The organism is Ruminococcus flavefaciens (assembly GCF_900119075.1).
In the GTDB taxonomy this organism is placed as follows: domain Bacteria; phylum Bacillota; class Clostridia; order Oscillospirales; family Ruminococcaceae; genus Ruminococcus; species Ruminococcus flavefaciens_Q.
In genome coordinates this window covers 228960-254112 of record NZ_FPIP01000003.1, presented here as the reverse complement: position 1 = coordinate 254112, position 25153 = coordinate 228960, and the positions used below count along the sequence as shown (strand labels likewise).

Genomic DNA, 25153 nt, shown 5'->3' with positions numbered 1-25153 from the left:
GGAGCGTTATTATGGGAAATGAGATCTATTTTGACACCGTGCTGGGGGGCTATGTCAAAAATGACGTCCTCGCAAAGATAGACGCTTACAATGCGCTTATCGACAGGATCAGCGGAATGATGATATCCGACGCAGCTATAAACGCAGAGCTGCTGAAAATAAGACATATGCCGCTGAGAAAGGCAAAAATACTGTTCCTGCCTGCTTCGGGCTTCTCTGTAAGTCAGACGGACAGCTATATCGACGACCTCGAAAGAGAAATAGCAGACAAGGTAATGCTTTAAGTCGGAAATATGATGAATTTCATCTGTTTGCTCAGCTTTTCGGAGCGATTCAAGGAGATCTTAGAGGATTACGGTCTGATAGCACTTGCAGCTGTACCAAGTCTGGTGATTATCGGCGTTCTTATCGCAAAATATATCAAGCTGCTCATAGCCGATCCGCTGGGCTCGCTTTCCGCACTTTTTCTCGTGCTGGGTGTTATCGCAGCACTGACCGTACCTGCATTTTTCATTGATCCCGATCTGTGGTGGAATATTATCTATCTCGCCATTCTCGCTGTACCTGTGATATATTTCGCGGTAAAACAGCCCAAAAGAATGGTGAAGATAACACTGCTGACTCTTATCTGCGCAGCACTTCTTGTAGCGATAGGCTTTATATTCAGCCCTGCTATAGCTATTGCCGCAGCTTTCAACGGAATTATGGGAGCTATAACGCTGTCGTCTTTTTTCAGTCTCAGAAAATGCATAAGGCTTGAAAAAACAGGCTTGCGCACCGAGGGCAGATTCCTGCGGTGGCAGATATACGGCAGAAATGCCAAGGCTATATTCGGCTATACCACTGATGACGGAGCGTACCATGAGGAAGCTGTCCGCGATTTTGCAGCAGCTTCACGAAAAATGAAAAAACAGCAGCTGACGCTTCTCTATGACAGAGATGACAAAAAAACTGTATATGTACAGAAGTATTCTCTTATAGGCTGTATCTCTTATTTCTGCATATTCCTCGCTTTATCGGCAGGATTGCTTATTTTTACGATATATCTGCTTATATTGAGCAGATAAACAGGAGCTATTATGAACATCACCTTCGACGCTGTGCCTATTTGCAGCGAAAAAATGACGGGCATAGGCTGGTGCGAGCTTGGACAGACTCAGGCTGTGGCAGCGCTTTACCCCGAAAATAAATACGAATACAGCTTCTTTACAAGCGGCGATAATGAGCGCGTAAAGCGCGTGAAGCAGCTTGCAGGCAAGGATATAAAGCTCAACACATCGGGCTTTTCAGGCTTTGTCTACAGAGCTGTCAGCACCTTTCTGCCTGTTCCCTACTCGTTCTTCTTCGGCAGGAAGTCCGATGTCACACACTTTTTCAACTATATAGTGCCGCCCTTTGTCCACGGCAAAAAGGTAGTCACCGTCCATGACATGGTGTACAAGACCTTTCCCGAGACAGTCCGCGGCAGGACTAAATATATGCTTGATATAGGTCTGAAACGCTCCATAAGGCGTGCAGACCTTATCGTTACGGACTCGGAATTTTCCAAGACCGAGATAATCAAATATTTCCCCAAATGTGAGAGCAAGATAAGAGTCGTTCCCTGCGGAGTTGACCTCGAACGCTTTCACCCCTGCACAGAGCCTGAGCGTATCCCCGAGGTGAAGAAGTCCCTTGAGATAGAGGGCGACTACTTTCTCTATGTGGGTACTATCGAGCCACGCAAGAACTTAGAGCGCCTTATATCGGCTTATGCGGCATTTGCCAAAAAGGTCGGAGAAAAAGCTCCGAAATTAGTGCTTGCAGGGGGCAAGGGCTGGCTTGACAAGGGAATTTACAGCCGAGTTGAAAAGCTGGGCATGGAAAAGAATATCATCTTCACAAAATACGTCCCCTCAGAGGACATGAATCCTCTCATGTGCGGCGCTCTGGCATTCGTTTTCCCGTCACTGTACGAGGGCTTCGGTATGCCGCCTTTAGAGGCTATGGCCTGCGGAGTACCCGTGCTTGCTTCGGGAGAGGCTTCACTCCCCGAGGTAACAGGCGACTGTGCCGTTATCTGCGACGCATACGACGTAAAGAGCATTGCAAAGGGACTTTACAGGCTCTACAGCGACGAAAAGCTCCGCGAAGAGCTGAGCCGCCGAGGACTTGAAAGAGCGCAGGGCTTCACATGGGAACGCTCTGCAAAAATGCTCATGGACGTATACAGGGAGCTGAAACATGAATAAAAAACTGCGAATCCTTGAAGTAAACAAAGCTTATTATCCCCATATCGGCGGTATAGAGACCATAATCAGGCAGTATTCCGAGGAGCTTGGCAGGCTTGACGGCGTCGAGGTAAAGGCTCTGGTCTGCCGCGACGGACGGGGCAGGACTATCCGCGAGAAGATGTGCGGCGTTGATATTACCCGTGCAGGAAGCTTCGGGACCTATTTCAAATGTCCCATATCGCTGTCGTTCATACGATATCTGCGAAAAATGTCTAAAAAAGCCGACATCGTACACATACACGTACCCTTTCCCCTTGCTGACGCGGCGCTCATGCTGTCGGGATTCAAGGGCAAAGTGGTAGTCTCATGGCACAGCGACATCGTAAAACAGAAAAAACTCATGCTCTTTTACAAGCCCTTCATGTGCTATCTGCTGAAAAGAGCTGATATCATACTGACAGCTACGGAGGGACACGTTAAGCATTCGCTGTATCTGCCCGAATTTGCGGACAAGTGCAGAGTTCTCCCCTATGGTATCATACCCGAGGAGTACCTCGCCGTACAGCGCCGTCCCGTGCTCACCGAAAGAGCAACCGACAAGAACAGCGTCAAGGTGTTCTTCACAGGCAGACTTGTCTATTACAAGGGCGTTGACGTGCTTCTCCGCGCATTTACAAAGGTGAAGGGCTGTGAGCTTTTCATCGCAGGCACAGGCGATTTGGGCGACAGGCTGAAAGGCTACGCCGCCGCTCACGGCATGGAGGACAAGGTACATTTTCTGGGATTTCTCCCCGATGAGGAGCTCCGTCAGGCTTACGCCGACTGCGATATCTTCGTGCTCCCGTCGGTAGCTCCAAGCGAAGCATTCGGCATAGTACAGCTTGAAGCTATGGTCTACGGAAAGCCCGTCATCAACACATCTCTCCCCTCGGGAGTCCCCTATGTAAGTCTCCACGGAAAAACGGGACTTACCGTACCGCCCTCGTCGCCAAAGGCTCTGGCAAAGGCTATAACTCTCCTTGCAGAGGATAAGGAGCTCCGCGAAAAATACGGCAGAGCCGCCGCAGAGCGCGTACAGACGGACTTCAACGAGAAAAAGATACTGAACGACCTATACGAATTACTGAAATAAACAGGAGGGCAGACATTTGAAAGCATTGATAATCGGTGCGGCAGGCTTTGTGGGCGGCTATCTTATCCGCGAACTCAGCGCCGCAGGCTGGGAGGTACACGCGACCTGTCTGCCTAATGAGAATATAAGCGAAAGCTGTCCCTCATATCCGCTGGATATCCTGAAAAAAGAGGATATATCGGCACTTCTGGACAAAATATCACCTGATATCGTATATCACCTTGCGGCTCAGAGCTCCGTTTCCGTGTCGTGGAAAAAACCTCAGCTCACCGCAGAGATAAACGTTGTGGGAAGCATAAACGTACTTGAAGCTCTCCGCGAAGCAAAAAAACAGGACATTCGCACGGTGCTTATCGGCTCCGGCGAGGAATACGGCTATATCCGTGAGGGAGCCTGTCCGCTCAGCGAGTCCGAGCCGCTGAATCCCGGCAATATTTACGCCGCTACAAAGGCTTGTCAGGGTATGCTGGGCGAGATATACGCCCGCGCCTACAAAATGGATATCATCATGGTGCGTGCTTTCAACCACTCGGGACCTGCACAGAGCAATATCTTCGTTATCTCGGATTTCTGCCGTCAGATAGCGGAAATTGAAAAAGGTCTCCGCGAGCCCGTCATCAGCGTGGGAAATCTCTCAGCAAAGCGCGATTTCACCGATGTCCGCGACGTTGTGAGAGCCTACAGGCTTCTCGGTGAAAAGGGAAAGAGCGGCACTGTCTACAACGTGGGCAGGGGCAGAGCTGTGGATATACAGTTTATTCTCGATACAGCCCTGTCTTTCGCCAAATGCGATATCGAAGTCAAGCAGGATCCCAGCCGCATGAGAGCTTCGGACATTCCGCTGATAGAACCCGATGTATCCCGAATCTTCGGCGATACAGGCTGGAAAGCAGAGATAACCATGGAGCAGACCGTTGAGGATACTCTCAACTACTGGCGCGAAAAGCTCATGTCCTAAGGGACTACACTTGGAAAAGAACAGTAAAGAAAGAGAACAAAGGATAGGAAGTGAACAAATTGTCCGATTTAAAGCTTACAAATGAGAAAATGCGCACCTTTACAGGTCATGAAAAGATAAGCACCCTCAAAGCAGGCGAAAAGCTTACTGAGTTCGGCGAAAAGCAGAATAACGCCAATGAGCTCCTTGCCGCAAACGTCAACGACCTTATCAAAAGAGTATGCGCTTTAGAGGACAAGCAGATACAGAACGAAGACATTATGCGCAAGATAGCCAACGAGCTGGGTGCATTCAAGAAAGAGCTTGACCGCATACGTCTTGCGGAAAAGCTCAACTCAGGTGCTATAGAGCGCCTTGACCGCGCAATAAAGCTCTCGGAGGGCGACGGCAAGTAACAAAATATATATTTTGATATTCCCAATGATTATGCATAAATTTTCGTCAAACTCTTGACAATAGGCGGATTTTGTTATATTATATAAGGGTGTGGAAAGGATATACCACCGCTGCTTGAAAAAAGTCCGTCGGACCGTATATCTGTACTCAATCAAGACTCAATCAACGGAGATTTGTGTAATTGCAGTCTCCGTTTTATTATTTTGGCGCAAAGCCATACTGAAAGAAGGTGTTTAAATGGACAATCTTTTGGAAGAACTGCAATCCAAGACCGCCTTTACGATACCGATTCTCGGAGGTATACCCGTTGCCGATTCATGTGTGGTAACGTGGATAATAATGGCAGTTATCGTTCTTTTGTCCATAATATTTACACGAAAGCTCAAAAAAGTACCCACAGGCTCTCAGTGCATACTTGAGGGCATTATCGACTGGCTGGACAACTTTTTCCTCGGCATACTCGGTCATAAGGGCAAAAAATACCTGCCATTCCTCGAAACTCTGATAATTTACATAGCATTTGCCAATTTAATAGGTCTGTTCGGCTTCGTTCCGCCCACAAAGGACGTAAACGTCACGGCTGCTCTGGCAGGCGTCGCTATAATCGCCGTTCAGCTGTCGTTCATCATCGAAAAGGGACCGCTGAAATGGCTCAAGAGCCTGCTGAACCCGATAAATCTGCTGGACCTTGTGACAAGACCGCTGTCGCTGTGTATGCGACTTTTCGGTAACGTCCTCGGTGCATTCGTAGTCATGGAGCTTATAAAAACAGGTCTCTGCGCAATAGGCGTTCCTGTTATCGCAAGCGCATACTTTGATATTTTCGACGGACTCTTACAGGCTTATGTATTCGTATTCCTTACTTCTCTTTACATGGCTGAAGCCATTGAGGAAGAATAACTTCAACTTCACGGAGGTATAAATTTATGGGACTTATCGCAATCGGCGCTGCTATCGCCGTTCTTACAGGCGCAGGTGCAGGCGTAGGTATAGGCATCGCTACAGCTAAAGCTACAGAATCTATCGCAAGACAGCCCGAGGCAAAGGGCGACATCAGAACAGCTCTCCTGCTGGGCTGTGCCCTCGCAGAGGCTACTGCTATCTACGGTTTCGTTATCGCTATCCTTATTATCGGTAAGGCATAATCACATATATGGAGGTATATTAAAATGGGACTCATCGCAATTGGCGCTGCTATCGCCGTTCTTACAGGCGCAGGTGCAGGTGTAGGTATAGGTATCGCTACAGCTAAGGCTACAGAATCTATCGCGCGTCAGCCCGAGGCAAAGGGCGATATCAGAACAGCTCTCCTGCTGGGCTGTGCTCTCGCAGAGGCTACTGCTATCTACGGATTCGTTATCGCTATCCTTATTATCGGCAAGGCATAAGCCGAAGCAGATACACATAAGGAGGGCATATAATGATCAAATTTGAATTCTGGTACATTGTCGAGACTGTCATAAATGTACTGATATTGTTTATTCTGCTGAGGATATTCCTTTTCAAGCCTATAAACAAGATGAAGGCTGATCGTACACGTACTATACAGGATAACCTCGACTCTGCCGAAAAGGCAAAGGCTGAGGCTGAGGAGCTCCGTCAGCAGTATGAGGACTCTATCAGCGAAGCCAAGGAAAAGGCTAACCAGATCATAATGAAGGCGCATGAGGACGCCGAGTCCGAGCGCACCGCAATTATCAGGAAGTCTCAGGAGGAGGCTGAAAAGATAGTTGCCGACGCCGACAAGACTATAGAAAACGAGAGAAAGCGCGTTCTCCGTCAGGCTCAGTCCGAGATCGCAGACCTCGCTATCGAGGCTGCTTCCAAGATCATCGGTGAGAATGTTGACGACGAGAAGAACCGCAAGCTTGTAGATAAGTTCCTTTCCGATGAGGAGGGCAAGAAATGAGAGACACAGACAGAGAACTCCTGAAAGAGCTGGTACGTCTGGACGTTTCCCAGACTGACTGCTCCGAGACAAGGCGTGTGCTGGAGACCTGCCCCGATGTGGCTGATACTCTGGCAAATCCCCTTGTTACTCACGACGAAAAGCGCGGCATAATCAGCAAGCTCTTCCCCGAATCGGTACAGAAATTCATGATAAATACCGTCCGCAGCGGCGCTGTGGCAAATATAGGCGAGATACTTGACGAGTACGAGGATATGCTCCTCGACAAGCAGGGCAGCATCAAGGCTGTAGTCCGCTATGTTACTCCCCTTACGGAGTCTCAGCAGGCTGATCTCCGCAAGTTCATCATGGAGAAATTCGTCAAAGAGGACGTTGACATAGAGTACAAGCACGATCCCGATATCATCGGCGGTTTCATACTCAATGCAGGCGACCTTGAATACGACAAGAGCTACCGCACAAGCCTCCGCCTTATGAAGGACACTCTCCAGACCAAGGCGGCTGAATACGTTGACGCTCCTGCCGCTAAGAGCAAGAACAGCGATATAATTTCCGTTCTCAAAACAGAGGTGCGCGACTTTGACGTAAAGTCAGGCGCTACGGAAACAGGCTTCGTCACCCGTCTCGGCGACGGTATCGCACGAGTTTACGGCATGAATTCCGTAATGTACGGTGAGCTTGTCGAGTTTGAGACAGGTATCAGAGGTATCGTTCAGAACCTTGAAGAGAAGTCCATCGGCGTCGTTCTTCTCGGTGACGACCACGGTCTCACAGAGGGCTCTTCCGTTATCAGAACAGGCAAGAGAGCAGGTATCGGCGTAAGCGACGAGCTTCTCGGACGAGTAGTTGACGCTCTTGGCTCGCCTATCGACGGTCTGGGAGCTATCAAGGCTGAGGACTACTTCCCTATCGAGCGCGAAGCTCCGGGCGTTATCGAACGTAAACCCGTAAATACCCCATTGCAGACAGGTATCCTCGCTATCGACTCCATGTTCCCTATCGGACGCGGACAGCGTGAGCTCATAATCGGCGACAGACAGACAGGTAAGACCTCTATCGCCGTTGATACCATAATCAATCAGAAGGGACAGGACGTTATCTGCATCTATGTTGCCATAGGTCAGAAGTCTTCTACCGTTGCACAGATCGTAAATACACTGAAAAAATACGGCGCTATGGATTACTCCGTAGTTGTATGCGCTTCTGCCAGCGATCCTGCTCCTTTCCAGTATATATCACCGTATTCGGGTACTGCTATCGCTGAGTACTTCATGTCAAAGGGCAAGGACGTACTCATAGTATACGATGACCTTTCAAAACACGCCGTCGCATACAGAGCCATGTCGCTTCTGCTCCACCGTCCTCCGGGACGTGAGGCTTACCCCGGCGACGTATTCTATCTCCATTCGAGACTTCTCGAGCGCTCCAGCCGTCTTGACGACGAGCACGGCGGCGGTTCGCTGACAGCTCTCCCTATCATCGAGACTCTGGCAGGCGATATCTCCGCATATATCCCGACCAACGTTATTTCTATCACAGACGGTCAGATATTCTTAGAGAGCGAGCTTTTCAACTCAGGTCTCCGTCCTGCGGTGAACTACGGACTTTCCGTATCCCGTGTCGGCGGCGCGGCTCAGACAAAGGCTATGAAGAAGGCTTCGGGAAATCTCCGTATCGACCTTGCTCAGTTCAAGGAAATGGAGATATTCACACAGTTCTCCTCGGAGCTTGACCAGTCAACAACAGAGCTTCTCGACCACGGCAGAATGCTCACAGAGCTGCTTAAACAGCCCCTGTATAATCCCCTGCCTCACTCCGAGCAGGTAATACTCCTCTATGCGGCACAGCACGGCTTCTTCAAGGGTATCCCCCTCAAGGAGCTGAGAGAATACCGCACAGACCTCATGACATATATCAGAAGCTACGGTCAGGATATAATCTCCGAGATAGATGAGAATAAGGTCCTCACCGACGATCTTGCAGACCGTATCGAAAAAATACTCACAGCTTTTGAAGAATAAGGCGGTGACAAGCTATGCCTAACATGAGAGAGATCCGCGAAAGGATCGCAAGTATCCAGCAGATACTGAAAATCACCAATGCTATGTACCTCATGTCGTCCTCCAAGCTTAAAAAGGCAAGGAAGTCACTTGAGTGCACAGAGCCCTTCTTCTACAAGCTCCAGTCCACCATTGAGAGCGTTCTGGAGCATACTCCCCACACCCGTCAGCTCTACTTCGACAGACGTAAGGATATCCCCGAGGATAAGCGTAAAAAGGGCTATATCGTCATCACAGGCGATAAGGGACTGTGCGGAAGCTACAATCACAACATACTCAAATATACCGACCAGAAGCTGGACGAGGCTGCCGACCTTGACAACTGCTACCTCTTCGTTATGGGACAGGTAGGCAGAATGTACTACCAGAGGCGTATCAACAGCGGCAAAAAGGCTTCCGTTGACGGCGAGTTCCTCTATACCACACAAAATCCAACGCTCTACAGAGCAAAGGAAGTGGCGGAGATAGTTCTGGAAAAGTTCGAGAACCGCGAGCTGGACGAGGTATACCTCATTTACACGGATATGGTCAATTCGAGCCTACAGGAGACAAGAACCCTGCGGCTGCTGCCCTTTGAGCGAAAGCACTTCGGCAAGGCGGCTGACGGCACTATGAAGAAGCTGCCAAAGGCTTCGTTCATGCCCTCTCCCGAGGAGGTAATGAACTACCTTATCCCGCAGTACGCAAAGGGTATCATCTACGGAGCTATGGTAGAGGCGTTCTGCTGTGAGCAGCAGTCCCGTATGACCGCTATGGACGCGGCTACTACCAGCGCAAAGGACATGATAAAGGACCTGTCACTGCTGTACAACCGTGCAAGACAGGCGGCTATCACTCAGGAGATAACCGAGGTATGCGGCGGTGCACAGTCTCTCGTTGAATGATCGTAGGGAACGCGCATTGCCCGTCCGAATACAACAAACATAAAACAATATATGTAGGGGCTGATGCCTAACAGGCACCCGTACCCTCTGTCGCTTTGCGACATCTCCCTACACTGTAGGGAGTCCCCCACATCAGCCCGTCAAATTTACACAATACCCACGGGGCGATGTGGGCATCGCCCCCTACAATACGTTTCTTTTTATTTATCCGAAAGGCACGGACGCCCAAAGGGCGCCCCTACAAGTTCTCTTAAAAAGGAGAAAAAAATGGAAAAAGGCAGAATCACGCAGGTCATCGGACCTGTTATAGACGTTGAATTCGGCGCAGGAAAGCTCCCTATGATAAGGGACGCCCTCACCGTCGAGGTTGACGGCAAAAAGCGCGTTATGGAGGTCGCTCAGCATATGGGCAACCACATAGTCCGCTGTATCATGCTGGCGTCCAGCGAGGGACTCAGCAAAAATATGGAGGTCACCTCCACAGGCTCCTGTATCAAGGTGCCTGTAGGCGAGCAGACTCTCGGACGTATGTTCAACGTACTCGGCGAGCCTATCGACAAGAAGGGCGACGTCGAGACCGAGGAAAAATGGGAGATACACCGCAAGGCTCCTACTTTTCAGGACCAGAGCCCTGTTGTAGAAGTCCTCGAAACAGGTATCAAGGTCATCGACCTTATCGCTCCCTACGCTAAGGGCGGTAAGATAGGACTTTTCGGCGGTGCAGGCGTTGGCAAGACCGTCCTCATTCAGGAGCTTATCAGAAATATCGCCACCGAGCACGGCGGCTACTCCATATTCACAGGCGTCGGAGAGCGTTCCCGTGAGGGCAACGACCTCTGGAACGAAATGCAGGAATCGGGAGTTATCTCCAAGACAGCTCTCGTTTTCGGCCAGATGAACGAGCCCCCCGGATCGCGTATGCGTGTTGCTCAGACAGGTCTTACTATGGCTGAGTACTTCCGTGACCGCGAGCACAAGGACGTTCTTCTCTTTATCGACAATATCTTCCGTTACGTACAGGCAGGCTCCGAGGTATCGGCTCTTCTCGGTCGTATGCCCTCTGCCGTTGGCTATCAGCCTACTCTGGCTAATGAGGTCGGCGAGCTTCAGGAGCGTATCACCTCTACGAAAAACGGCTCTATAACCTCAGTACAGGCAGTCTATGTCCCTGCGGACGACCTTACAGACCCTGCTCCTGCGGTAACCTTCGCACACCTTGACGCTACTACGGTACTTTCCCGTAAGATAGTCGAGCAGGGTATCTACCCTGCTGTTGATCCTCTGGAGTCCAACTCACGTATCCTCGAACCAGAAATAGTAGGCGAGGAGCACTACACCGTGGCAAGACGCACACAGGAGCTTCTCCAGAAGTACAAGGAATTGCAGGATATCATCGCTATCCTCGGTATGGAGGAGCTTGACGAAGATGACAAGCTGGCTGTATACCGCGCAAGAAAGATACAGAAGTTCCTCTCTCAGCCGTTCAACGTTGCCGAGAACTTCACAGGTCTCAAGGGCAAGTACGTGCCGTTAAAGGACACTATCGAGGGCTTCAAGGCTATCATCGACGGCGATATGGACAAGTACCCCGAGGCTGCATTCCTCATGGCAGGAACTATCGACGACGTTATCATGAAGGCTCGTCAGATGGACGAGTAATAGGGAGGCGGCTGGATTATGGCTAAGACCTTTCACCTTGAGATAATTGCTACTGACCGTATTTTTTTCAGCGGAGAGGTGGAGCACCTCGTTATCACCGCTATAGACGGACTTCTCGGTATAATGGCAGGACATGAGCCGCTGGTAACCTGTCTCCCCACAGGCGAGCTTAAATACCTTGTGGACGGCGAATGGAAGTATGCCGCCATATCCGAGGGCTTCATACAGGTAATGCCCGATTCGTCAATTATCCTTGCGGAGACCTGCGAGCTTCCCGAGGAGATAGACATCAAACGCGCTCAAGAAGCCCGTGAACGCGCTGAGGAGCGTCTCAGGCAGAAGCAGAGCATCAAGGAGTACTATGAGACTCAGGCTGCTCTCAACCGCGCTATGAACCGTCTGAAAATATCACAGAAACATTTCAAGTAACAAAAAAGCACTCCGTGGGAGTGCTTTTTCTGTCGGGACACTAATTAGGCGTCCGAATTACTCTCATAACTCATGTAGGGGGCGATGCCCGCATCGCCCCGTGTATCTCGTTTACCTTTTGCGGGCTGATGTAGGCATCAGCCCCTACATTGGTCATTTGAGGTCGTTTCGTCAGGCACGGACTGACAAAGGCAGCCCCTACATACAAAAAACCGTCCGCTTTTTGCGGACGGTTTTGATTTTACTTGGAAGCCTTGCCCTTTGCAGCTCTCTTGTTCATCCACCATGACCATGTTACAGGTGCAACGAAGAGTGATGAGAACGTACCTGAGATAAGTCCCATCATAAGCGGAACAGAGAAGCTGAGGAGCGAATCATAGCCTGTTACCATAACAACTATTGTTACTACGAGCATTGTACCGATAGTTGTGATAGATGTTCTGATAGAACGTGTAAGCGACTGTGTGCAGCTTACGTTGATAAGCTCGTTAAGAGAAGCCTTTGGCATAAGCTTGCGGTTCTCTCTGATTCTGTCGTAGATAACGATAGTATTGTTGATAGAGTAACCGAGGATAGTAAGAAATACAGCAACGATATTTGAATCGATATTGAAGCCGCATACCACTGTAGTTGCAAATGCAACGAGAAGGTCGAGGCAGAGAGCGAATATTGAGCAGACACCTGCTGACCAGCCGCCGATATTTCTGAATCGGATAGCGATATAGATGATAACGACGATAGCAGCGAAAATAACCGCTACCAGACACTTGAGCAGGAACTCACGTCCTGATGTAGGATTAACGTCGTTTGAATCGTATATCTCAAGGTCGTTTTCGGTAAACTTATCTCTGAGAGCTGTAGTGAGCTCTGTCTGTCTGTCAACAGTAAGTCCCTGATCGGAGGTAAACGAGATAGTTACCTGCTTTCCGCCTGAGTCAAGGCTCTCACCTGTTCTTACTACAACAGTTGAACCAACGATGTCCTTTACTGTTGAAGCAACATCGTTTGTGTTGATCTCGCCCTGATAAGTGTAGGTGATAAGAGTACCGCCCTTGAACTCGATAGCGAGATGAATGCCCTGAATAACAGCTCCTGCGATGAATACGAGCAGAACGCCGATTACAACGCCGAGTATGAGCTTTTTCTTTGAACAGAAGTTATATACCTTCTTGGGAGTTAATACGACTTCTTTCTGAGTATCTTTCTTGCTCATTTCGTATCACCTCCGTAAAGCTTTCTGTTTTTGAAGCACTTGAACTTGGAGAGTGATGTTACCATAAGTCTTGAAGCAAATACTCCGAAGATGAAGTTGCAGATAACGCCTGCCAGCAGGGTAAATCCGAAGGAGTAAACAACGCCCTCAGCTGTAGCGCCGAATGCGAAGAAAATAGTCTTGTTGAGTATCTTTGAGAAGAAGCTGTCGGGAACACCGAAAGCGCCCATAAGGATAACTGCGATGATAACGTTTGTGATGTTACCGTCGAGGATAGCGGAGAATGCTCTCTTGTAAGCTATCTTTATAGCAGCGTCAAGGGACTTGCCTGTTCTGAGCTCTTCCTTGATACGCTCGCCTGTGATGATGTTTGCGTCAACACCCATACCTACTGCAAGTATGATACCTGCGATACCGGGTATAGTAAGAGTCGAGCCGTTCATGAAGCCGAACCAGCCTGTGATAGCTGCGATAGAGCCTGCTACCTGTCCGCAGAGTGCGATAACAGCAACAAAACCCGGGAGTTTGTAGAGGAATATCATGTATACAGCTATTCCGACGAATGCGATGAGAGCTGCAAGGAGTATAGCGTCCAGTGAGCCTTCACCCATTGTAGGAGAGATAGTTCTGAAGCTCTTTGTCTCCATTTTGAACGGAAGAGCACCTGAATTTATCTGGTCAGCAAGCTTCTTTGAAGAATCAGCGTCAAAGCTGCCTGAGATCTGAGCCTTACCGTCTGTGATAGTGCTGTTTACTCTCGGAGCGGATATCATAGTGTTATCCATCCAGATAGAGATAGGTGTTTCAGTACCCATGAGCTCGGCTGTAGCAGCAGCGAACTTCTCTTTACCTGAGTTTTCACCGTCTGACTTGAGCTCAAGAGAAACAACATATTCCAGATCCTTGCCGTCGTCGGTAGGTAAGTACTGGCTCTTTGCAGAAGCGATATCGTCACCTGTGAGGACGATCTCACCTGAAGGAACGGTATTTCCCTCTGCGTCAGTAGTTGTATCAGTGCCCTTACGGAATGTCAGCTCAGCCATTTCGCCGAGCTCCTTAACGGCAGATTCGGGATCGAAGTTTGATTCGCCGACCTTCCATGGAAAGCGAACGATAATTCTGTCGCTCTTTGTATCGCTGTAGACCTCGTTATCCGTGATACCGAGTGAAGAAAGTCTTGTCTTGATGACCTCGGTAGCGGAATCCAGCTGAGCTTCGTCAGCGTCGAAGTCGCCTGCGGGACCGAAGGTAACGTCAACACCGCCCTTGATATCGATACCAAGACGGATATCGTCAACGCCCTTGACGTAGGTGGTCCTGTTGTCGCCGTAGAGCTTATCAATGCCAAGAACTGATGTTACGGCGAAAATAGCGATAAAAGCAACGACAATGAAGAAAGTTTTTTTGCCTGTCTTTTTCACAGTCATGCCTCCTGTTTTTGAGCTTTTTTTCAGGTCTGCCAGTGCGCAGATAAGCCTTTAAGCTCATATTTCCTGTCTCTATGACAATTACAATTATTGTACTATATTTTTATAAAAAAGTCAAGCATATGAGCTGAAAATATTCCCATTTCAAAAATATGCACAATTACAGCAGCTCAAATTTGGAATTATGAACAAATTACTTGTAGGGAACGCCGCCTTCGGCGTTCCGAGTCTTTAGCTTGCAGGGGCGGATATTATCCGCCCGATTATACGTAACGGGTGAACGTCGTCCCCTACAGTAAAATCTTGACTTTGCATACATAATATTGTATAATATTAAACAGCAAACCGAAAGGAGCGGTAACGTGGCAAAGCTTAGATTTTCCGAAAAAAACGGCGAGGTGTGCATACACTGTAAATTCATGGGCAGCGAAATGCTCAACGAAGCCGAATACAACTATTTCATAGACAATCGCATAAAGGGCTGGCTCGTACCGCGCTCCACAGCCGCAGACAAGCTTGAATTCACAGGCGCAAGGGGTATCCCCCTCATGCACCTTCTGAAAAGCGGCGTCGACACAAAAAAATATTTCCGAATAGTTTCAAATCTTCTCGATATACTTGAAGTGGCTGAAAACTGCGGATTTAATATGCAGAATATCGTACTTGACCTCGATTTCGTCACAGTTTCTCCCGAAAACTGCGATATTCACCTGTTTTATCTGCCGCTTTGGTACAACGAGAGCTTTAACGACGGCATAGTGAACTGCCTGCGCAAGATATCCACTTACGCTAAATACGCAGACCAGAACACCTACGCCAACATAGACAGCTTCATGAATTATGTCATCGGTATGCGGGTTTTCAGCATATACCAGACCAAGGAGTATATCCGCGAGACCTGTCCCGAAATATTCGGTCAGTCCTACGACCACAGACAGTTCAGCAGACCTGCTCAGCAGGAGCAGCCCGTCCGCACACCGAGAGTTATACCGCCTGTTCAGCAGAGCGGCGACACTCACCAGTTCAATATACCAAAGCCCGTAAAGGCTCCCGTACCTGCGGTGCAGAAGCCCGAGCCAAAGGTGCTGCCCTCTATAAACGAGGAGAAGCGTCAGCCCCTCCCCGAGCTCATAAAGCAGGAAAGACCTCATGTTGAAGTGAGATATCCTACCCTCACGAGGCGTTCTACGGGAGTTACCGTGAATATCAGCAAGCCTGTGTTCAGAATAGGCAAGGAACGCGACCGCGTTGACTTCTGCGTTACCGAAAACAGGACTGTCAGCCGAGTCCACGCCACTATATACACCCGTGACGGCTCATGCTTCATTGAGGACAACAACTCCACCAACAAGACCTATATAAACGGCACGCCCCTGCTCCCCGAAAGGGAGATAAAGCTGAAAAGCGGCGACGTGCTCACACTTTCAAACGAGGAATTCGATTTCACAGACGTATGATCTGCGTCACAAGGGGAAATTATGGAATATATTGCAGCCTGTGATACCGATGTGGGTATCACCAAAAAGATAAATCAGGACAGCGTATGCATAAAGACTGCTAAAACAAATACAGGCAGAGCCGCGCTGATACTGGTATGCGACGGCATGGGAGGACTCTCACGGGGAGAGCTTGCCAGCGCCGAGGTAGTCCGCAGCTTCGCCGAATGGTTCGACAGGGAGCTGCCCTTTGAGCTGCCCGAATGGGACTGGCATACTGCCGCCCATAACGTAATAAGCAGGCTCCGCCGCCTTAACGCAAAGCTTGTTGCCTACGGCAGGCGCGAGTGTTTGCAGCTGGGCACTACCGCAACAGGCATTATCGCCGTAGATTCGCAGTTCATGACCTTCCACGTAGGCGATACCCGTATATACAAGGTGTCGGATAAGCTGAGCCAGCTCACCGACGACCACACTTTTGTCAACCGCGAGGTAAAGCTGGGAAATATGACTCCCGAGGAGGCCCGCACCGATCCCCTCAGGAACGCTCTTGTACAGTGCATCGGCGTTACCGACGATGTTTTCCCCGAGGTAAAGCTTGGTGACCTTGAAAACGGCGTAAACTACATGATATGCTCCGACGGTTTCCGCCATGTTCTCACGGAAAAGGAGCTTTTCGAGGAGCTTTCACCTAAAAAGCTGACCACAAAGGCGGATATGCAGAAGCAGCTCCGACAGCTCATCGACACCGTCAAGGACAGAGACGAGACCGACAACATAACCGCCGCACTGTTTCGTCCCGAGCTGTAATGCAAAGGAGATACCTATGACTACAGGAGAGATACTTGTTATCGCAGCTGCCGCTGCGGTATTCATCATAATAAACATCATAATGTGGAGCATTATCGCTAAAAAAGAGCGAAAAGCCAACGGAAGCGGCGCTTCACGAAGCAAAATGACATCTGTTCCGCTCAGCGAGGTATCCGCGGCAGCTGCCGCAGCAGGCTTCGAGCTCATGGAAAACACTGTCATAGTCCACACTGATGACGTAATAAGCGATTAAGCCCGAGCTCCCACGCAGGCTTCGGCTTAATATATATTTTTATACATGATATAGGAGGAAAATCAAAATGAAATTAGCATTCAAGATAATGAGCATATTACTGCTCGTTTATTACGGCATTATCGCCATTATCGGAGTACTTGGCATAGCAGGCGTCGGCGCTGCTACCGCAGGAAAAACAGGCGGAGAAGCTGCCTTCGGCGGTGTAGCTATACTCGCTATCCTGCTGGCTCTCATACCGACTGCAATAGCTCTGTTTATGGCTTTCTACGGCGTAAAGGAGAACTACAATATGTGCTTCAAGCTGGCGGCGATACTTATGGTGCTCAACATCATATCATTCATCGGCTCGGACAACAAGAGCTCCGCTGTTTTAGGACTCGTTTTCTCTATCGCTTACTGCTTCATGGCTAAAAAGCTGGACGACGGCGCATACTAAGCAATATACTCAGCATACATAAGGAGGCGTTTATATGACACAGGCAAACGAATTAGGCTATAACCGAAGCGTCAGATCACAGGAATTCGCACACAACCGAACACTTTACAACAGAGTACAGAAGGTGCGCTCAAAGCTTATATTCTTTTATATAGCGCCTCTCGCAGTATATCTGCCCACAGCGATATTTATGGGACTTATCTCATATGTAGTCGCAGGCGCACTTGACGCACTGATAGTGGTACCCATTGCAGCCTATTTAGCGTGGAAGGGCTGCTACAGATACCACGACTTCTCACTTATGGCACTCATAGGTGTACTGGTGATAAATCAGCTGCTTCTGATGTTCCTCAGTCCGTATGAGAACAAGCTGTTCTACGATTTCAATATCTTCGGCAAATTCTCGATCATGCATCTGGTACTGCTGGCAATAGTTGGCACAGCAGCAGTCATCAACCTGAAAATAAACATTACCTACCATAAGCTTGAAGAAGCCGACGGCTTTCCGCAGTTCAACGAGCGCTTTTTCGATCAGGAAATGGATATAAAACAGTACGGCATAAAGGATCCCTATCAGCAGATGATAGACGACCGCAAAAGAACGGCTTCGGATTCCATGTCGGATGTGGTGCTCCCTCAGAGCAGTCCTGACGGTCATATCGCAGACGCAAAGCAGGGGACTATGGACGAGCTGTGATGTCAATGGGTAATTTACACAGAAATAAAGCAAAATTTCATCAAAACTAAGGCGGCTCCGTGCCGCCTTTTTTATTGACATGACAGGCTTATAATGATATAATAAATTTGATATCCTTTGCGCTGAATGCGCAGTATAATTTTTATTTTAAAGGAGTAAATTTCAAATGAGCGGTAATATCAACAGCTATGAAAGCCCATTCTGCACACGTTATGCAAGCGAGGAAATGCAGTATATTTTCTCTGCGGATAAAAAGTTCACTACATGGAGAAAACTCTGGGTGGCTCTCGCAAGAGCCGAAATGAAGCTCGGTCTTCCTGTTACAGAGGCACAGGTCAAGCAGCTGGAGGAGCATATAAACGACATTGACTACGAAATGGCAGCAGAGCGCGAAAAGATAACCCGTCACGATGTTATGGCTCACGTTTTCACATACGGACAGGCTTGTCCCGACGCCGCAGGCATAATCCACCTCGGAGCTACTTCCTGCTATGTAGGCGATAATACAGACGTTATCATCATGCGCGACGCTCTTAAGATAGTCCGCAGAAAGCTCATAAACGTCATGAACAACCTTGCAAAGTTCGCAGACGAGTACAAGAACCTCCCCTGCCTTGCTTATACACATCTTCAGCCTGCACAGCTCACAACCGTGGGCAAGAGAGCTACACTCTGGCTCAACGAGCTCCTCATGGACTTCAACGACCTTGAATACCGTATGTCCACACTGAAGCTTCTGGGCTCAAAGGGCACAACAGGCACACAGGCTTCATTCATGGAGCTTTTCGAGGGCGACACTGACAAGATAAAGAAGCTTGAGCAGATGATAGCAGAGGAAATGGGCTTTGACGCTGTAGTTCCCGTATCAGGTCAGACCTACTCACGTAAGGTGGACTCAAAGGTGCTGGAGCTCCTCAGCGATATCGCACAGTCCGCAAGCAAATTCTCCAACGATATGCGTATTCTCCAGTCCTTCAAGGAAATGGAGGAGCCAAGAGAGAAGAAGCAGATAGGCTCTTCTGCAATGGCTTACAAGCGCAATCCTATGCGCTGTGAGAGAATCACTTCCCTCGCACGTTACGTAATGATAGACAGCCTTAACCCTGCATTCACAGCAGGCACACAGTGGTTCGAGAGAACTCTGGACGACTCCGCTAACAAGCGTATCAGCGTAGCAGAGGCATTCCTCGGCGTTGATGCTATCCTCAACATCATGATGAACGTTACAAACGGCATCGTGGTATATCCCGAAATGATACGCCGCCGCGTTATGGCAGAGCTCCCCTTCATGGCAAGCGAGAACATCATGATGGACGCTGTAAAGAAGGGCGGAAACCGTCAGGAGCTCCACGACCGTATCATGGACTACTCCATGGAGGCAGGCGCAAACGTTAAGGTCCGCGGTCTGGACAACAATCTCTGCGAGCTCATTGAAGCTGACCCCATGTTCATGGTAACAAAGGAAGAGCTGGACGCTGTTCTCAAGCCCGAGAACTATACAGGCAGAAGCTCACAGCAGGTTGACGAGTTCCTTGCAGAGTGCATCAATCCTATCCTCGAAGCTAACAAGGATATCCTCGGCGAAAGCTTTGAAATGAAGAACTAAGCAGCGTGACGCTGCACCCTTGCCCCGATGTCGCTCGTAAACTCGCTCACTATTATTAAATCGGTTACTTGTACATCGCTTACGGCACTTTGTACCAATTATACCATTACAGGTCATCGGCAAATGGCTTGAAATCGCACTCTACGAAGCGTAGACTCCGCTTGATACCGTAATTCTACGGCTCATGGGTGTACTTTTTCTCCGCAGCATGATACACTTTTCTCAGAAAGGAGGACACATGAATGGATCAGGTAAAGATCGGCAGATTCATCTCTCAGATGAGAAAAGAAAAAGGACTTACACAGAAACAGCTTGGCGAAGAACTCCTTATCAGTGATAAGACAGTTTCCAAGTGGGAGACAGGCAAGGGTATGCCCGAGGTGTCCCTTATGCTCCCCCTCTGTGAAAAGTTAGGTATCAATGTAAACGAGCTCCTCACGGGCGAGCGTATCCCCGACGAGGACTACAAGAAGAAAGCGGAGGAAAATATTATGAATATCATGCGTGAAAAAGAGGAAAGCATAAGAAAAATAATCATTTCGGCTATTTCAGCCGCTATCGCAGTACTTGCAAGCGTTACGATCATATTAGTGGCAGGCACACTGAAAATGGAAACATGGCAGAGGATTCTGCTTATCGCAATAGCCGTGATCGTTATGGCAGGCGGTATCGCTGTTGCCTGCATGGCGGATCTGAGCGCAGGCACTTATGAGTGCAGGCACTGCGGAACACGCTTCGTACCGTCTGCAAAGAGCTATGTTTTCGGCATTCATACTCTCACAAAGAGAAAGCTCACCTGCCCCAAGTGCGGCAAACGTTCATACTGCAAGCGCAGATTAACTCATTAAGCGCAGAGCCTGCGCACCCTTGCCACGCGAGCTGAGCCAGTTCGCTCACTATTACTAAATTTGTTAATTGTACATCGCTTACGGCGCTTTGTATAAATTACGCCATGTAGGGGCGCCCGCAGGATACAAATATTATTGTCGGGCGGCGTTCCGCCGCCCCCACAATGAAACATCAAACAGGTAAATAATAAAATGAAAAAAGAATATCTCGAAGCAGGCAAGATAGTCACCACCCACGGTATCCGCGGCGAGGTGAAAATAATGCCCTATACCGACAGTCCCGAGCTTCTTGCGGAGTTCGACAGGCTGTTCATAGGAAAGAACCACGAGGAAGTGTTCATTGAGCGCTCCCGAGTGTTCAAGAATACAGTTATTGCAAAGATAGAGGGAATCGACACTCCCGAAGCGGCGGAGAAGCTCCGCAACAAAGTGCTCTATATGCACCGCGACGACCTCGAACTTGACGAGGGCACCTATTTCATACAGGACCTCATAGGTCTTGAAGTCCGCGACGCAGACAACGACACCGTTTACGGCAAGATAGCCGACGTTATGCAGACAGGCGCAAACGACGTTTACGTCATAAAGGGCGACGATAAGGAATATCTCGTCCCTGCTATCGCAGACGTTGTGGTCTCTACGGACGTTGACGGCGGAGTAATGACTATCCGTCCTCTTGACGGACTTTTCGACTGAAATGAAAAAGAGCAATATAATAGCTGTCGGAGCTCTTACTGCGGCTTTTGCGGCAATTGCCGCATGGTCGGCAATGACCAGCGCAGAACCGCTGAAAGGCTGGCTACAGCTCCCGAAATGGGGCGTATCGGTAACAGGGATAGTTTTCCTGCTCATGCTGTTTATCCCCAATATCATATGGAGCAAAAATCAGCCCACAGGCTATGAGGAGTCCGCAAAGCACGAGAACAAGCTTCTCCTCGGTCTTGAACGCACAGGCGAAGTCCTTGTGTCGGTATTCGTACTTATCGACCGCCGACTTGACCGCTTTGCCGTTTCGCCCCGACTGGGCTATCTTATACTCGCACTCATACTTATGATAATGTATGAGCTCTACTGGATAAAATATTTCCGAAGCAGCCGCACCCTCGGAGATATGTACTCGGATTACTGCGGCTTTCCGCTGGCAGGCGCTTCACTGCCTGTATTTGCGGTATTTCTCCTCGGAGTATACGCCCGCAGCGTCTTTCTTACTGCGGCGTCTCTCATACTTGGGATCGGACACATCGGCATACACCTTATGCATAAAAAAGAGATAGAAAAATAAAAAGAACAAAAGAAAATTCGGCGTAAATACGCCAAAAGGAGGCACCCAACCATGAAAAAATTCTTCGGCATACTGTTTTTGCTCATAATCGCCGCAGCAGGCGTCTGCGCTTACTTCTTCCCCGGCATACCGTATAAATACAAGTGCACCCACGAATTACAGCTTACCGACAGTATCTGGGAGACCATTCCCGATGATCTGCCGCCTCTGCCAGAGGAATGCGCCGACTATTCAAACTTCGGTCTGCGCCTTACCGCGTGGAACGATATGAAGCCCATGCGCACCGACGACAAGTCCGAGGCAAAATGGCAAAACGGCGACGATACCCACTATATCATCATAAACGAGCTGAGTATAAGCGAAAGCGACGATTTTCTCGACAGAACGGGCATTTCCAAGGAAGCTCTCGACCGTTACTGCAAGGCTGTGGAAAAGACCACTCCCGAGAACGGCTATGAGTTCACAAAGCTGAAAATGTCCCTTACTATGGAGGATTTCGATATCCACGACTTCAAGAACTCCAAGACCTTCTATCTTATGATGAAGGAGAAAAACGAAGCATATTTCGGCGAAAACAATCCGAAAGTATACTATTCCGTTGACGGAGTAGGCTTCCGCGGCTGTCTCCACATCGAAAAGGTGTCAGACTACAACATGGCATTCATCGACATCTACCCCGAGCGCGATAAAAAGACCAAATACCACATCGGCATAAAGGTCACAGATACAAATGAGATACTGGCGATCGCAAACAGTATCAAGCTTACATAATAATATCCGAGACCGCTTCATGCGGTCTCAAATCATAAAGGAGCATAAATATGCATATTGAAATAGCCACACTGTTCCCCGAAATGTGTGAAGCCGTCCTCGGCGAGAGCATTATCGGCAGAGCCCGCAAGGCAGGAAAAATAAGCCTTCACTGCCGTCAGATACGGGAATATACTCAGGATAAGCACCGCCGCGTTGACGATACGCCCTACGGCGGCGGAATGGGCATGGTAATGCAGTGCGAGCCCATTTACAACTGCTACAAGGCAGTCTGCGAAGACCTCGGCGCAAAGCCCCATACTATATATATGTCTCCCAAAGGCAGGATATTTGACCAGCAGAAAGCCATTGAGCTGTCAAAAATGGACAATATCCTCATTCTCTGCGGTCACTATGAGGGCGTAGACCAGCGTGTTATCGACAAGATCGTAGACGAGGAGATATCCATTGGCGATTATGTACTCACAGGGGGCGAGCTCCCTGCAATGGTAGTTGCCGATACTGTCGCCCGTATGTGCGATGGAGTACTCTCCGACGAGGTCTGCTTCACCGACGAGAGCATTTACAGCGGACTTTTAGAGTATCCTCAGTACACACGCCCCGAAATATGGGAGGGCGAGGCGGTTCCGCCCGTGCTCCTTACGGGACATCACAAGAACATCGAAACATGGCGTCACGAGCAGAGCCTGAAGCTCACAGAGGAGCGCCGACCTGACCTTCTGGAAAAATATAACGGAAAAATTGGCTGACCAATTCCTCAACAATTTGTTCCACAAAAAATGCCATTGTTCCACAAAGTGTTCCACACATAACTGGCTGTATAGACAAAAAAGCATTCTCCCTTTAGAAAAAAATACCATAATATCATGTTGATAAATATGCACTTTCAACAATCACTATCAACAATTTTTTGTAGTGATAATAAACAAGCAAGTTGATAAAATTTCATTCACATTTAATCTAAATGTAGAATTTAGCGGAAACATGACTTTTAATCATAAAAATCCGTTGACTAAGCAAAAAATAGACTGTATAATAAAATCAGCAAGTGAAACAAATTTGCAAACGGCAACACAGTCCTTAAAAAGAATTAGAGAGACTGTAACTTACGAGAATAGGAGAGTTGTTTATGTTTGTCAGAGAAGTAATGGTAAAGAATCAGGTTGGACTTCACGCAAGACCCGCAACCTTCTTTATTCAGAAGGCTAACGAGTTCAAGTCATCGATCTGGATCGAAAAGGAAGAGCGCAGAGTAAATGCAAAGAGTCTGCTTGGCATTCTTTCGCTCGGTATTGTTGGCGGTACAAACGTTAAGGTTATCGCTGACGGCGCTGATGAAAAGGCTGCAGTTGATGCTCTTATCGAGCTTGTTGACAGCGGTTTCAGCGAGGAAAATAGATAATCAGACAAAAAACTCGGGGCGTTACCAAAAGTAACGCCCATTTATTTTTTTACAGCTCAGAAGCCATATTTTCCGCAAAAATACCGTATCCCTTTGCTGGCTCGCCCACAAAAACATGAGTTACCGCACCTATGAGCTTGCCGTTCTGGATTATAGGACTGCCGCTCATGCCCTGAACTATGCCTCCTGCCGCGTCAAGAAGCCGCCTGTCGGTTATGCGTATCACCATGTTTTTCGAGCTTGTGCCGCTGCTGTAGTCAACACTGACTATCTCGGCAGAATACCTCTCGGGAGTATTTCCCGAAACTGTGGTGTATATCTCGGCTTCGCCCTCGGTTATCTCCTGACGGAAAGCCATGGGGAACTCCTCGCAGTCCGCGGTCATCTCCGCAAGAGCCTCGCTATTGAGCCGCCCGTAGATACCGCTGGGCTTGTTCCGTTCAAGAACGCCGAAGCTGTCAGACATGGCGAATTTGCCCCGAAGCTCCCCTGCCAATCCGCGGGCGCCCCGCTTTACCTCGGTAATTTCCACAGGCACAGCCTCACCGCTGTGAACAGGAACTACTCCGCCCGTATCGGAATCGCAGATAGGGTGTCCAAGTCCTGCAAAACAGCCTGTTTTCGTGTCAAAAAAAGTCATCGTACCAATTCCTGCTATGCTGTCACGGACCCACATACCGCCTTTCCAGCCGCCGCTTCTGCGCGAGAGCACGGGCTGGAGCTCCATGGCTATATCCTCATCGCCGCGGCGCACCGAAAGTTCAAGGACGTTTCCGCCAGAATCGGCTATTTTCTGCTGTAACTGGTCGTTTGAGGTGAGTATCTCGCCGTCTGCAAGACGTATTATATCTCCCTTTTGCAAGCCTGCGTCCTCGGCAGGACAGGTCAGCGAGCCATCCTGACACTCCACGTCGCCAAGTCCTGTGACCATGACGCCCTCCATGAGCAGCTTTATGCCGAAGGGACGCCCTCCCACAGCTAAAACGGGAGCTTCTGTTTTTCGGACTTCAACATTTTTGACGGGGATAGCGCCGAAAAGCGAAAAAGTCACCTGCTCCCCGTCTGAGCAGGTACCTGCGGCAGGTATGGCGAGCTCAGGCGCAGCAGAGCAGCTGAGCTGCGGAAAAGACGCTATTTTCAGGTCATCTGCCGACGAAGCGCTTATCACCGCAGGCAGTTGTGCGGAATAATAGCCTGCTGTTCCGAATAATCCCACAAAAGCTGCAAATAATAGCGTTGCAGCAGATCTTACAATTTTTCTTTTAAAAAACATTTTGTTATCCTTTCCTGTTCCGTGGAACATATTGCTCCGCAAATACGGGAGCAATA

Annotated in this window: 29 protein-coding genes; 26 read left to right on the top strand and 3 right to left on the bottom strand. The window is 49.0% G+C overall.

Going from position 1 to position 25153, the window contains the following annotated elements; genetic code table 11:
* Window positions 1–11: 11 nt before the first annotated feature.
* The 14 genes from BT105_RS06080 (at window position 12) to BT105_RS06015 (ending at window position 11640) form a co-directional block, all read left to right on the top strand.
* Window positions 12–284, top strand: a complete 273-nt coding sequence (locus tag BT105_RS06080; RefSeq protein WP_072299904.1) for a hypothetical protein — start codon at window positions 12–14, stop codon at window positions 282–284.
* A gap of 9 nt (window positions 285–293) precedes the next feature.
* Complete coding sequence (locus tag BT105_RS06075) at window positions 294–1067, top strand: hypothetical protein (RefSeq protein ID WP_143186555.1); 774 nt, start codon at window positions 294–296, stop codon at window positions 1065–1067.
* A gap of 12 nt (window positions 1068–1079) precedes the next feature.
* Window positions 1080–2231 (top strand): glycosyltransferase family 4 protein, encoded by a 1152-nt coding sequence (locus BT105_RS06070; protein WP_072299902.1) that lies wholly within the window; start codon window positions 1080–1082, stop codon window positions 2229–2231.
* Complete coding sequence (locus BT105_RS06065; protein WP_081367813.1) at window positions 2224–3345, top strand: glycosyltransferase; 1122 nt, start codon at window positions 2224–2226, stop codon at window positions 3343–3345. Before BT105_RS06070 ends, BT105_RS06065 begins: the two co-directional genes overlap by 8 nt.
* Before the next feature lie 16 nt (window positions 3346–3361).
* Window positions 3362–4303 (top strand): GDP-mannose 4,6-dehydratase, encoded by a 942-nt coding sequence (locus BT105_RS06060; protein ID WP_072299901.1) that lies wholly within the window; start codon window positions 3362–3364, stop codon window positions 4301–4303.
* Window positions 4304–4353: 50 nt separating this feature from the next.
* Window positions 4354–4698: a hypothetical protein gene (locus BT105_RS06055; RefSeq protein WP_303803772.1), complete on the top strand. Its 345-nt coding sequence runs from the start codon at window positions 4354–4356 to the stop codon at window positions 4696–4698.
* Window positions 4699–4936: 238 nt separating this feature from the next.
* Window positions 4937–5599 carry a F0F1 ATP synthase subunit A gene (locus BT105_RS06050; protein WP_028514192.1) on the top strand — a complete coding sequence of 221 codons (663 nt, stop codon included), beginning with the start codon at window positions 4937–4939 and terminating at the stop codon, window positions 5597–5599.
* Window positions 5600–5625: 26 nt separating this feature from the next.
* Entirely contained in the window at window positions 5626–5844 is a 219-nt protein-coding gene (gene atpE / locus BT105_RS06045) for an ATP synthase F0 subunit C (protein WP_028514191.1), read from the top strand.
* A gap of 24 nt (window positions 5845–5868) precedes the next feature.
* Entirely contained in the window at window positions 5869–6087 is a 219-nt protein-coding gene (gene atpE / locus BT105_RS06040; protein WP_028514191.1) for an ATP synthase F0 subunit C, read from the top strand.
* Window positions 6088–6119: 32 nt separating this feature from the next.
* Window positions 6120–6608, top strand: coding sequence for a F0F1 ATP synthase subunit B (gene atpF / locus BT105_RS06035; protein WP_072299899.1), 489 nt, complete (start codon window positions 6120–6122; stop codon window positions 6606–6608).
* A complete protein-coding gene (gene atpA, locus BT105_RS06030) occupies window positions 6605–8629 on the top strand; it encodes a F0F1 ATP synthase subunit alpha (protein WP_072299898.1) in 2025 nt (674 codons plus the stop codon). The genes atpF and atpA overlap by 4 nt, the downstream gene beginning before the upstream one ends.
* A gap of 14 nt (window positions 8630–8643) precedes the next feature.
* Window positions 8644–9552 (top strand): ATP synthase F1 subunit gamma, encoded by a 909-nt coding sequence (gene atpG / locus BT105_RS06025; RefSeq protein ID WP_072299897.1) that lies wholly within the window; start codon window positions 8644–8646, stop codon window positions 9550–9552.
* Between the two features lie 267 nt (window positions 9553–9819).
* On the top strand, window positions 9820–11211 hold the full coding sequence (atpD, locus tag BT105_RS06020) for a F0F1 ATP synthase subunit beta (RefSeq protein ID WP_072299896.1): 1392 nt from the start codon (window positions 9820–9822) through the stop codon (window positions 11209–11211).
* An 18-nt stretch (window positions 11212–11229) separates the two neighbouring features.
* A complete protein-coding gene (locus BT105_RS06015; RefSeq protein WP_072299895.1) occupies window positions 11230–11640 on the top strand; it encodes a F0F1 ATP synthase subunit epsilon in 411 nt (136 codons plus the stop codon).
* A 241-nt stretch (window positions 11641–11881) separates the two neighbouring features.
* Here the strand turns inward: BT105_RS06015 and secF are convergent, their stop codons facing one another.
* Entirely contained in the window at window positions 11882–12853 is a 972-nt protein-coding gene (gene secF / locus BT105_RS06010; RefSeq protein WP_072299894.1) for a protein translocase subunit SecF, read from the bottom strand.
* Window positions 12850–14280 (bottom strand): preprotein translocase subunit SecD, encoded by a 1431-nt coding sequence (locus BT105_RS06005; RefSeq protein WP_431767977.1) that lies wholly within the window; start codon window positions 14278–14280, stop codon window positions 12850–12852. The genes secF and BT105_RS06005 overlap by 4 nt, the downstream gene beginning before the upstream one ends.
* 362 nt (window positions 14281–14642) lie before the next feature.
* On the opposite strand from BT105_RS06005, the gene BT105_RS06000 reads away from it, so the two are divergent.
* The 12 genes from BT105_RS06000 (at window position 14643) to BT105_RS05945 (ending at window position 23824) form a co-directional block, all read left to right on the top strand.
* On the top strand, window positions 14643–15737 hold the full coding sequence (locus tag BT105_RS06000) for an FHA domain-containing protein (protein WP_072299892.1): 1095 nt from the start codon (window positions 14643–14645) through the stop codon (window positions 15735–15737).
* Between the two features lie 21 nt (window positions 15738–15758).
* A complete protein-coding gene (locus BT105_RS05995; RefSeq protein WP_072299891.1) occupies window positions 15759–16526 on the top strand; it encodes a PP2C family protein-serine/threonine phosphatase in 768 nt (255 codons plus the stop codon).
* A gap of 16 nt (window positions 16527–16542) precedes the next feature.
* Window positions 16543–16779 (top strand): hypothetical protein, encoded by a 237-nt coding sequence (locus BT105_RS05990; RefSeq protein WP_072299890.1) that lies wholly within the window; start codon window positions 16543–16545, stop codon window positions 16777–16779.
* Window positions 16780–16846: 67 nt separating this feature from the next.
* On the top strand, window positions 16847–17218 hold the full coding sequence (locus BT105_RS05985) for a hypothetical protein (RefSeq protein WP_072299889.1): 372 nt from the start codon (window positions 16847–16849) through the stop codon (window positions 17216–17218).
* Between the two features lie 34 nt (window positions 17219–17252).
* On the top strand, window positions 17253–17915 hold the full coding sequence (locus BT105_RS05980; protein ID WP_072299888.1) for a hypothetical protein: 663 nt from the start codon (window positions 17253–17255) through the stop codon (window positions 17913–17915).
* 166 nt (window positions 17916–18081) lie between these two features.
* Entirely contained in the window at window positions 18082–19521 is a 1440-nt protein-coding gene (gene purB, locus BT105_RS05975; RefSeq protein WP_072299887.1) for an adenylosuccinate lyase, read from the top strand.
* Between the two features lie 242 nt (window positions 19522–19763).
* Window positions 19764–20369 carry a helix-turn-helix domain-containing protein gene (locus tag BT105_RS05970; protein WP_072299886.1) on the top strand — a complete coding sequence of 202 codons (606 nt, stop codon included), beginning with the start codon at window positions 19764–19766 and terminating at the stop codon, window positions 20367–20369.
* A 192-nt stretch (window positions 20370–20561) separates the two neighbouring features.
* Complete coding sequence (gene rimM / locus BT105_RS05965) at window positions 20562–21065, top strand: ribosome maturation factor RimM (protein WP_072299885.1); 504 nt, start codon at window positions 20562–20564, stop codon at window positions 21063–21065.
* Between the two features lies 1 nt (window position 21066).
* The gene (locus BT105_RS05960) at window positions 21067–21651 is read left to right on the top strand and encodes a hypothetical protein (protein ID WP_242940095.1); all 585 of its coding nucleotides are present in this window, start codon (window positions 21067–21069) and stop codon (window positions 21649–21651) included.
* Between the two features lie 51 nt (window positions 21652–21702).
* Window positions 21703–22422 carry a hypothetical protein gene (locus tag BT105_RS05955; RefSeq protein WP_072299884.1) on the top strand — a complete coding sequence of 240 codons (720 nt, stop codon included), beginning with the start codon at window positions 21703–21705 and terminating at the stop codon, window positions 22420–22422.
* 50 nt (window positions 22423–22472) lie between these two features.
* Window positions 22473–23171, top strand: coding sequence for a tRNA (guanosine(37)-N1)-methyltransferase TrmD (gene trmD / locus BT105_RS05950; protein ID WP_072299883.1), 699 nt, complete (start codon window positions 22473–22475; stop codon window positions 23169–23171).
* A 380-nt stretch (window positions 23172–23551) separates the two neighbouring features.
* Window positions 23552–23824 (top strand): HPr family phosphocarrier protein, encoded by a 273-nt coding sequence (locus tag BT105_RS05945; protein ID WP_019679940.1) that lies wholly within the window; start codon window positions 23552–23554, stop codon window positions 23822–23824.
* Between the two features lie 49 nt (window positions 23825–23873).
* On the opposite strand, the gene spoIVB is transcribed toward BT105_RS05945, so the two are convergent.
* The gene (spoIVB, locus tag BT105_RS05940) at window positions 23874–25040 is read right to left on the bottom strand and encodes a SpoIVB peptidase (protein WP_242940094.1); all 1167 of its coding nucleotides are present in this window, start codon (window positions 25038–25040) and stop codon (window positions 23874–23876) included.
* Between the last annotated feature and the right edge of the window lie 113 nt (window positions 25041–25153).

What these genes read in the sequence shown, in the direction of transcription:
- BT105_RS06070 (WP_072299902.1), top strand. Translation starts at nt 1,080, where the DNA reads ATGAACATCACCTTCGACGCTGTGCCTATTTGCAGCGAAAAAATGACG.
- BT105_RS05995 (WP_072299891.1), top strand. Translation starts at nt 15,759, where the DNA reads ATGGAATATATTGCAGCCTGTGATACCGATGTGGGTATCACCAAAAAG.
- BT105_RS05970 (WP_072299886.1), top strand. Translation starts at nt 19,764, where the DNA reads ATGGATCAGGTAAAGATCGGCAGATTCATCTCTCAGATGAGAAAAGAA.
- trmD (WP_072299883.1), top strand. Translation starts at nt 22,473, where the DNA reads ATGCATATTGAAATAGCCACACTGTTCCCCGAAATGTGTGAAGCCGTC.
- BT105_RS05980 (WP_072299888.1), top strand. Translation starts at nt 17,253, where the DNA reads ATGACACAGGCAAACGAATTAGGCTATAACCGAAGCGTCAGATCACAG.
- atpG (WP_072299897.1), top strand. Translation starts at nt 8,644, where the DNA reads ATGCCTAACATGAGAGAGATCCGCGAAAGGATCGCAAGTATCCAGCAG.
- BT105_RS06065 (WP_081367813.1), top strand. Translation starts at nt 2,224, where the DNA reads ATGAATAAAAAACTGCGAATCCTTGAAGTAAACAAAGCTTATTATCCC.
- BT105_RS05985 (WP_072299889.1), top strand. Translation starts at nt 16,847, where the DNA reads ATGAAATTAGCATTCAAGATAATGAGCATATTACTGCTCGTTTATTAC.
- atpA (WP_072299898.1), top strand. Translation starts at nt 6,605, where the DNA reads ATGAGAGACACAGACAGAGAACTCCTGAAAGAGCTGGTACGTCTGGAC.
- BT105_RS06005 (WP_431767977.1), bottom strand. Translation starts at nt 14,280, where the DNA reads ATGACTGTGAAAAAGACAGGCAAAAAAACTTTCTTCATTGTCGTTGCT.
- atpD (WP_072299896.1), top strand. Translation starts at nt 9,820, where the DNA reads ATGGAAAAAGGCAGAATCACGCAGGTCATCGGACCTGTTATAGACGTT.
- BT105_RS06075 (WP_143186555.1), top strand. Translation starts at nt 294, where the DNA reads ATGATGAATTTCATCTGTTTGCTCAGCTTTTCGGAGCGATTCAAGGAG.
- secF (WP_072299894.1), bottom strand. Translation starts at nt 12,853, where the DNA reads ATGAGCAAGAAAGATACTCAGAAAGAAGTCGTATTAACTCCCAAGAAG.
- rimM (WP_072299885.1), top strand. Translation starts at nt 20,562, where the DNA reads ATGAAAAAAGAATATCTCGAAGCAGGCAAGATAGTCACCACCCACGGT.
- BT105_RS05960 (WP_242940095.1), top strand. Translation starts at nt 21,067, where the DNA reads ATGAAAAAGAGCAATATAATAGCTGTCGGAGCTCTTACTGCGGCTTTT.
- atpE (WP_028514191.1), top strand. Translation starts at nt 5,626, where the DNA reads ATGGGACTTATCGCAATCGGCGCTGCTATCGCCGTTCTTACAGGCGCA.
- purB (WP_072299887.1), top strand. Translation starts at nt 18,082, where the DNA reads ATGAGCGGTAATATCAACAGCTATGAAAGCCCATTCTGCACACGTTAT.
- BT105_RS06080 (WP_072299904.1), top strand. Translation starts at nt 12, where the DNA reads ATGGGAAATGAGATCTATTTTGACACCGTGCTGGGGGGCTATGTCAAA.
- BT105_RS05990 (WP_072299890.1), top strand. Translation starts at nt 16,543, where the DNA reads ATGACTACAGGAGAGATACTTGTTATCGCAGCTGCCGCTGCGGTATTC.
- atpE (WP_028514191.1), top strand. Translation starts at nt 5,869, where the DNA reads ATGGGACTCATCGCAATTGGCGCTGCTATCGCCGTTCTTACAGGCGCA.
- atpF (WP_072299899.1), top strand. Translation starts at nt 6,120, where the DNA reads ATGATCAAATTTGAATTCTGGTACATTGTCGAGACTGTCATAAATGTA.
- BT105_RS05955 (WP_072299884.1), top strand. Translation starts at nt 21,703, where the DNA reads ATGAAAAAATTCTTCGGCATACTGTTTTTGCTCATAATCGCCGCAGCA.
- BT105_RS05945 (WP_019679940.1), top strand. Translation starts at nt 23,552, where the DNA reads ATGTTTGTCAGAGAAGTAATGGTAAAGAATCAGGTTGGACTTCACGCA.
- BT105_RS06015 (WP_072299895.1), top strand. Translation starts at nt 11,230, where the DNA reads ATGGCTAAGACCTTTCACCTTGAGATAATTGCTACTGACCGTATTTTT.
- BT105_RS06050 (WP_028514192.1), top strand. Translation starts at nt 4,937, where the DNA reads ATGGACAATCTTTTGGAAGAACTGCAATCCAAGACCGCCTTTACGATA.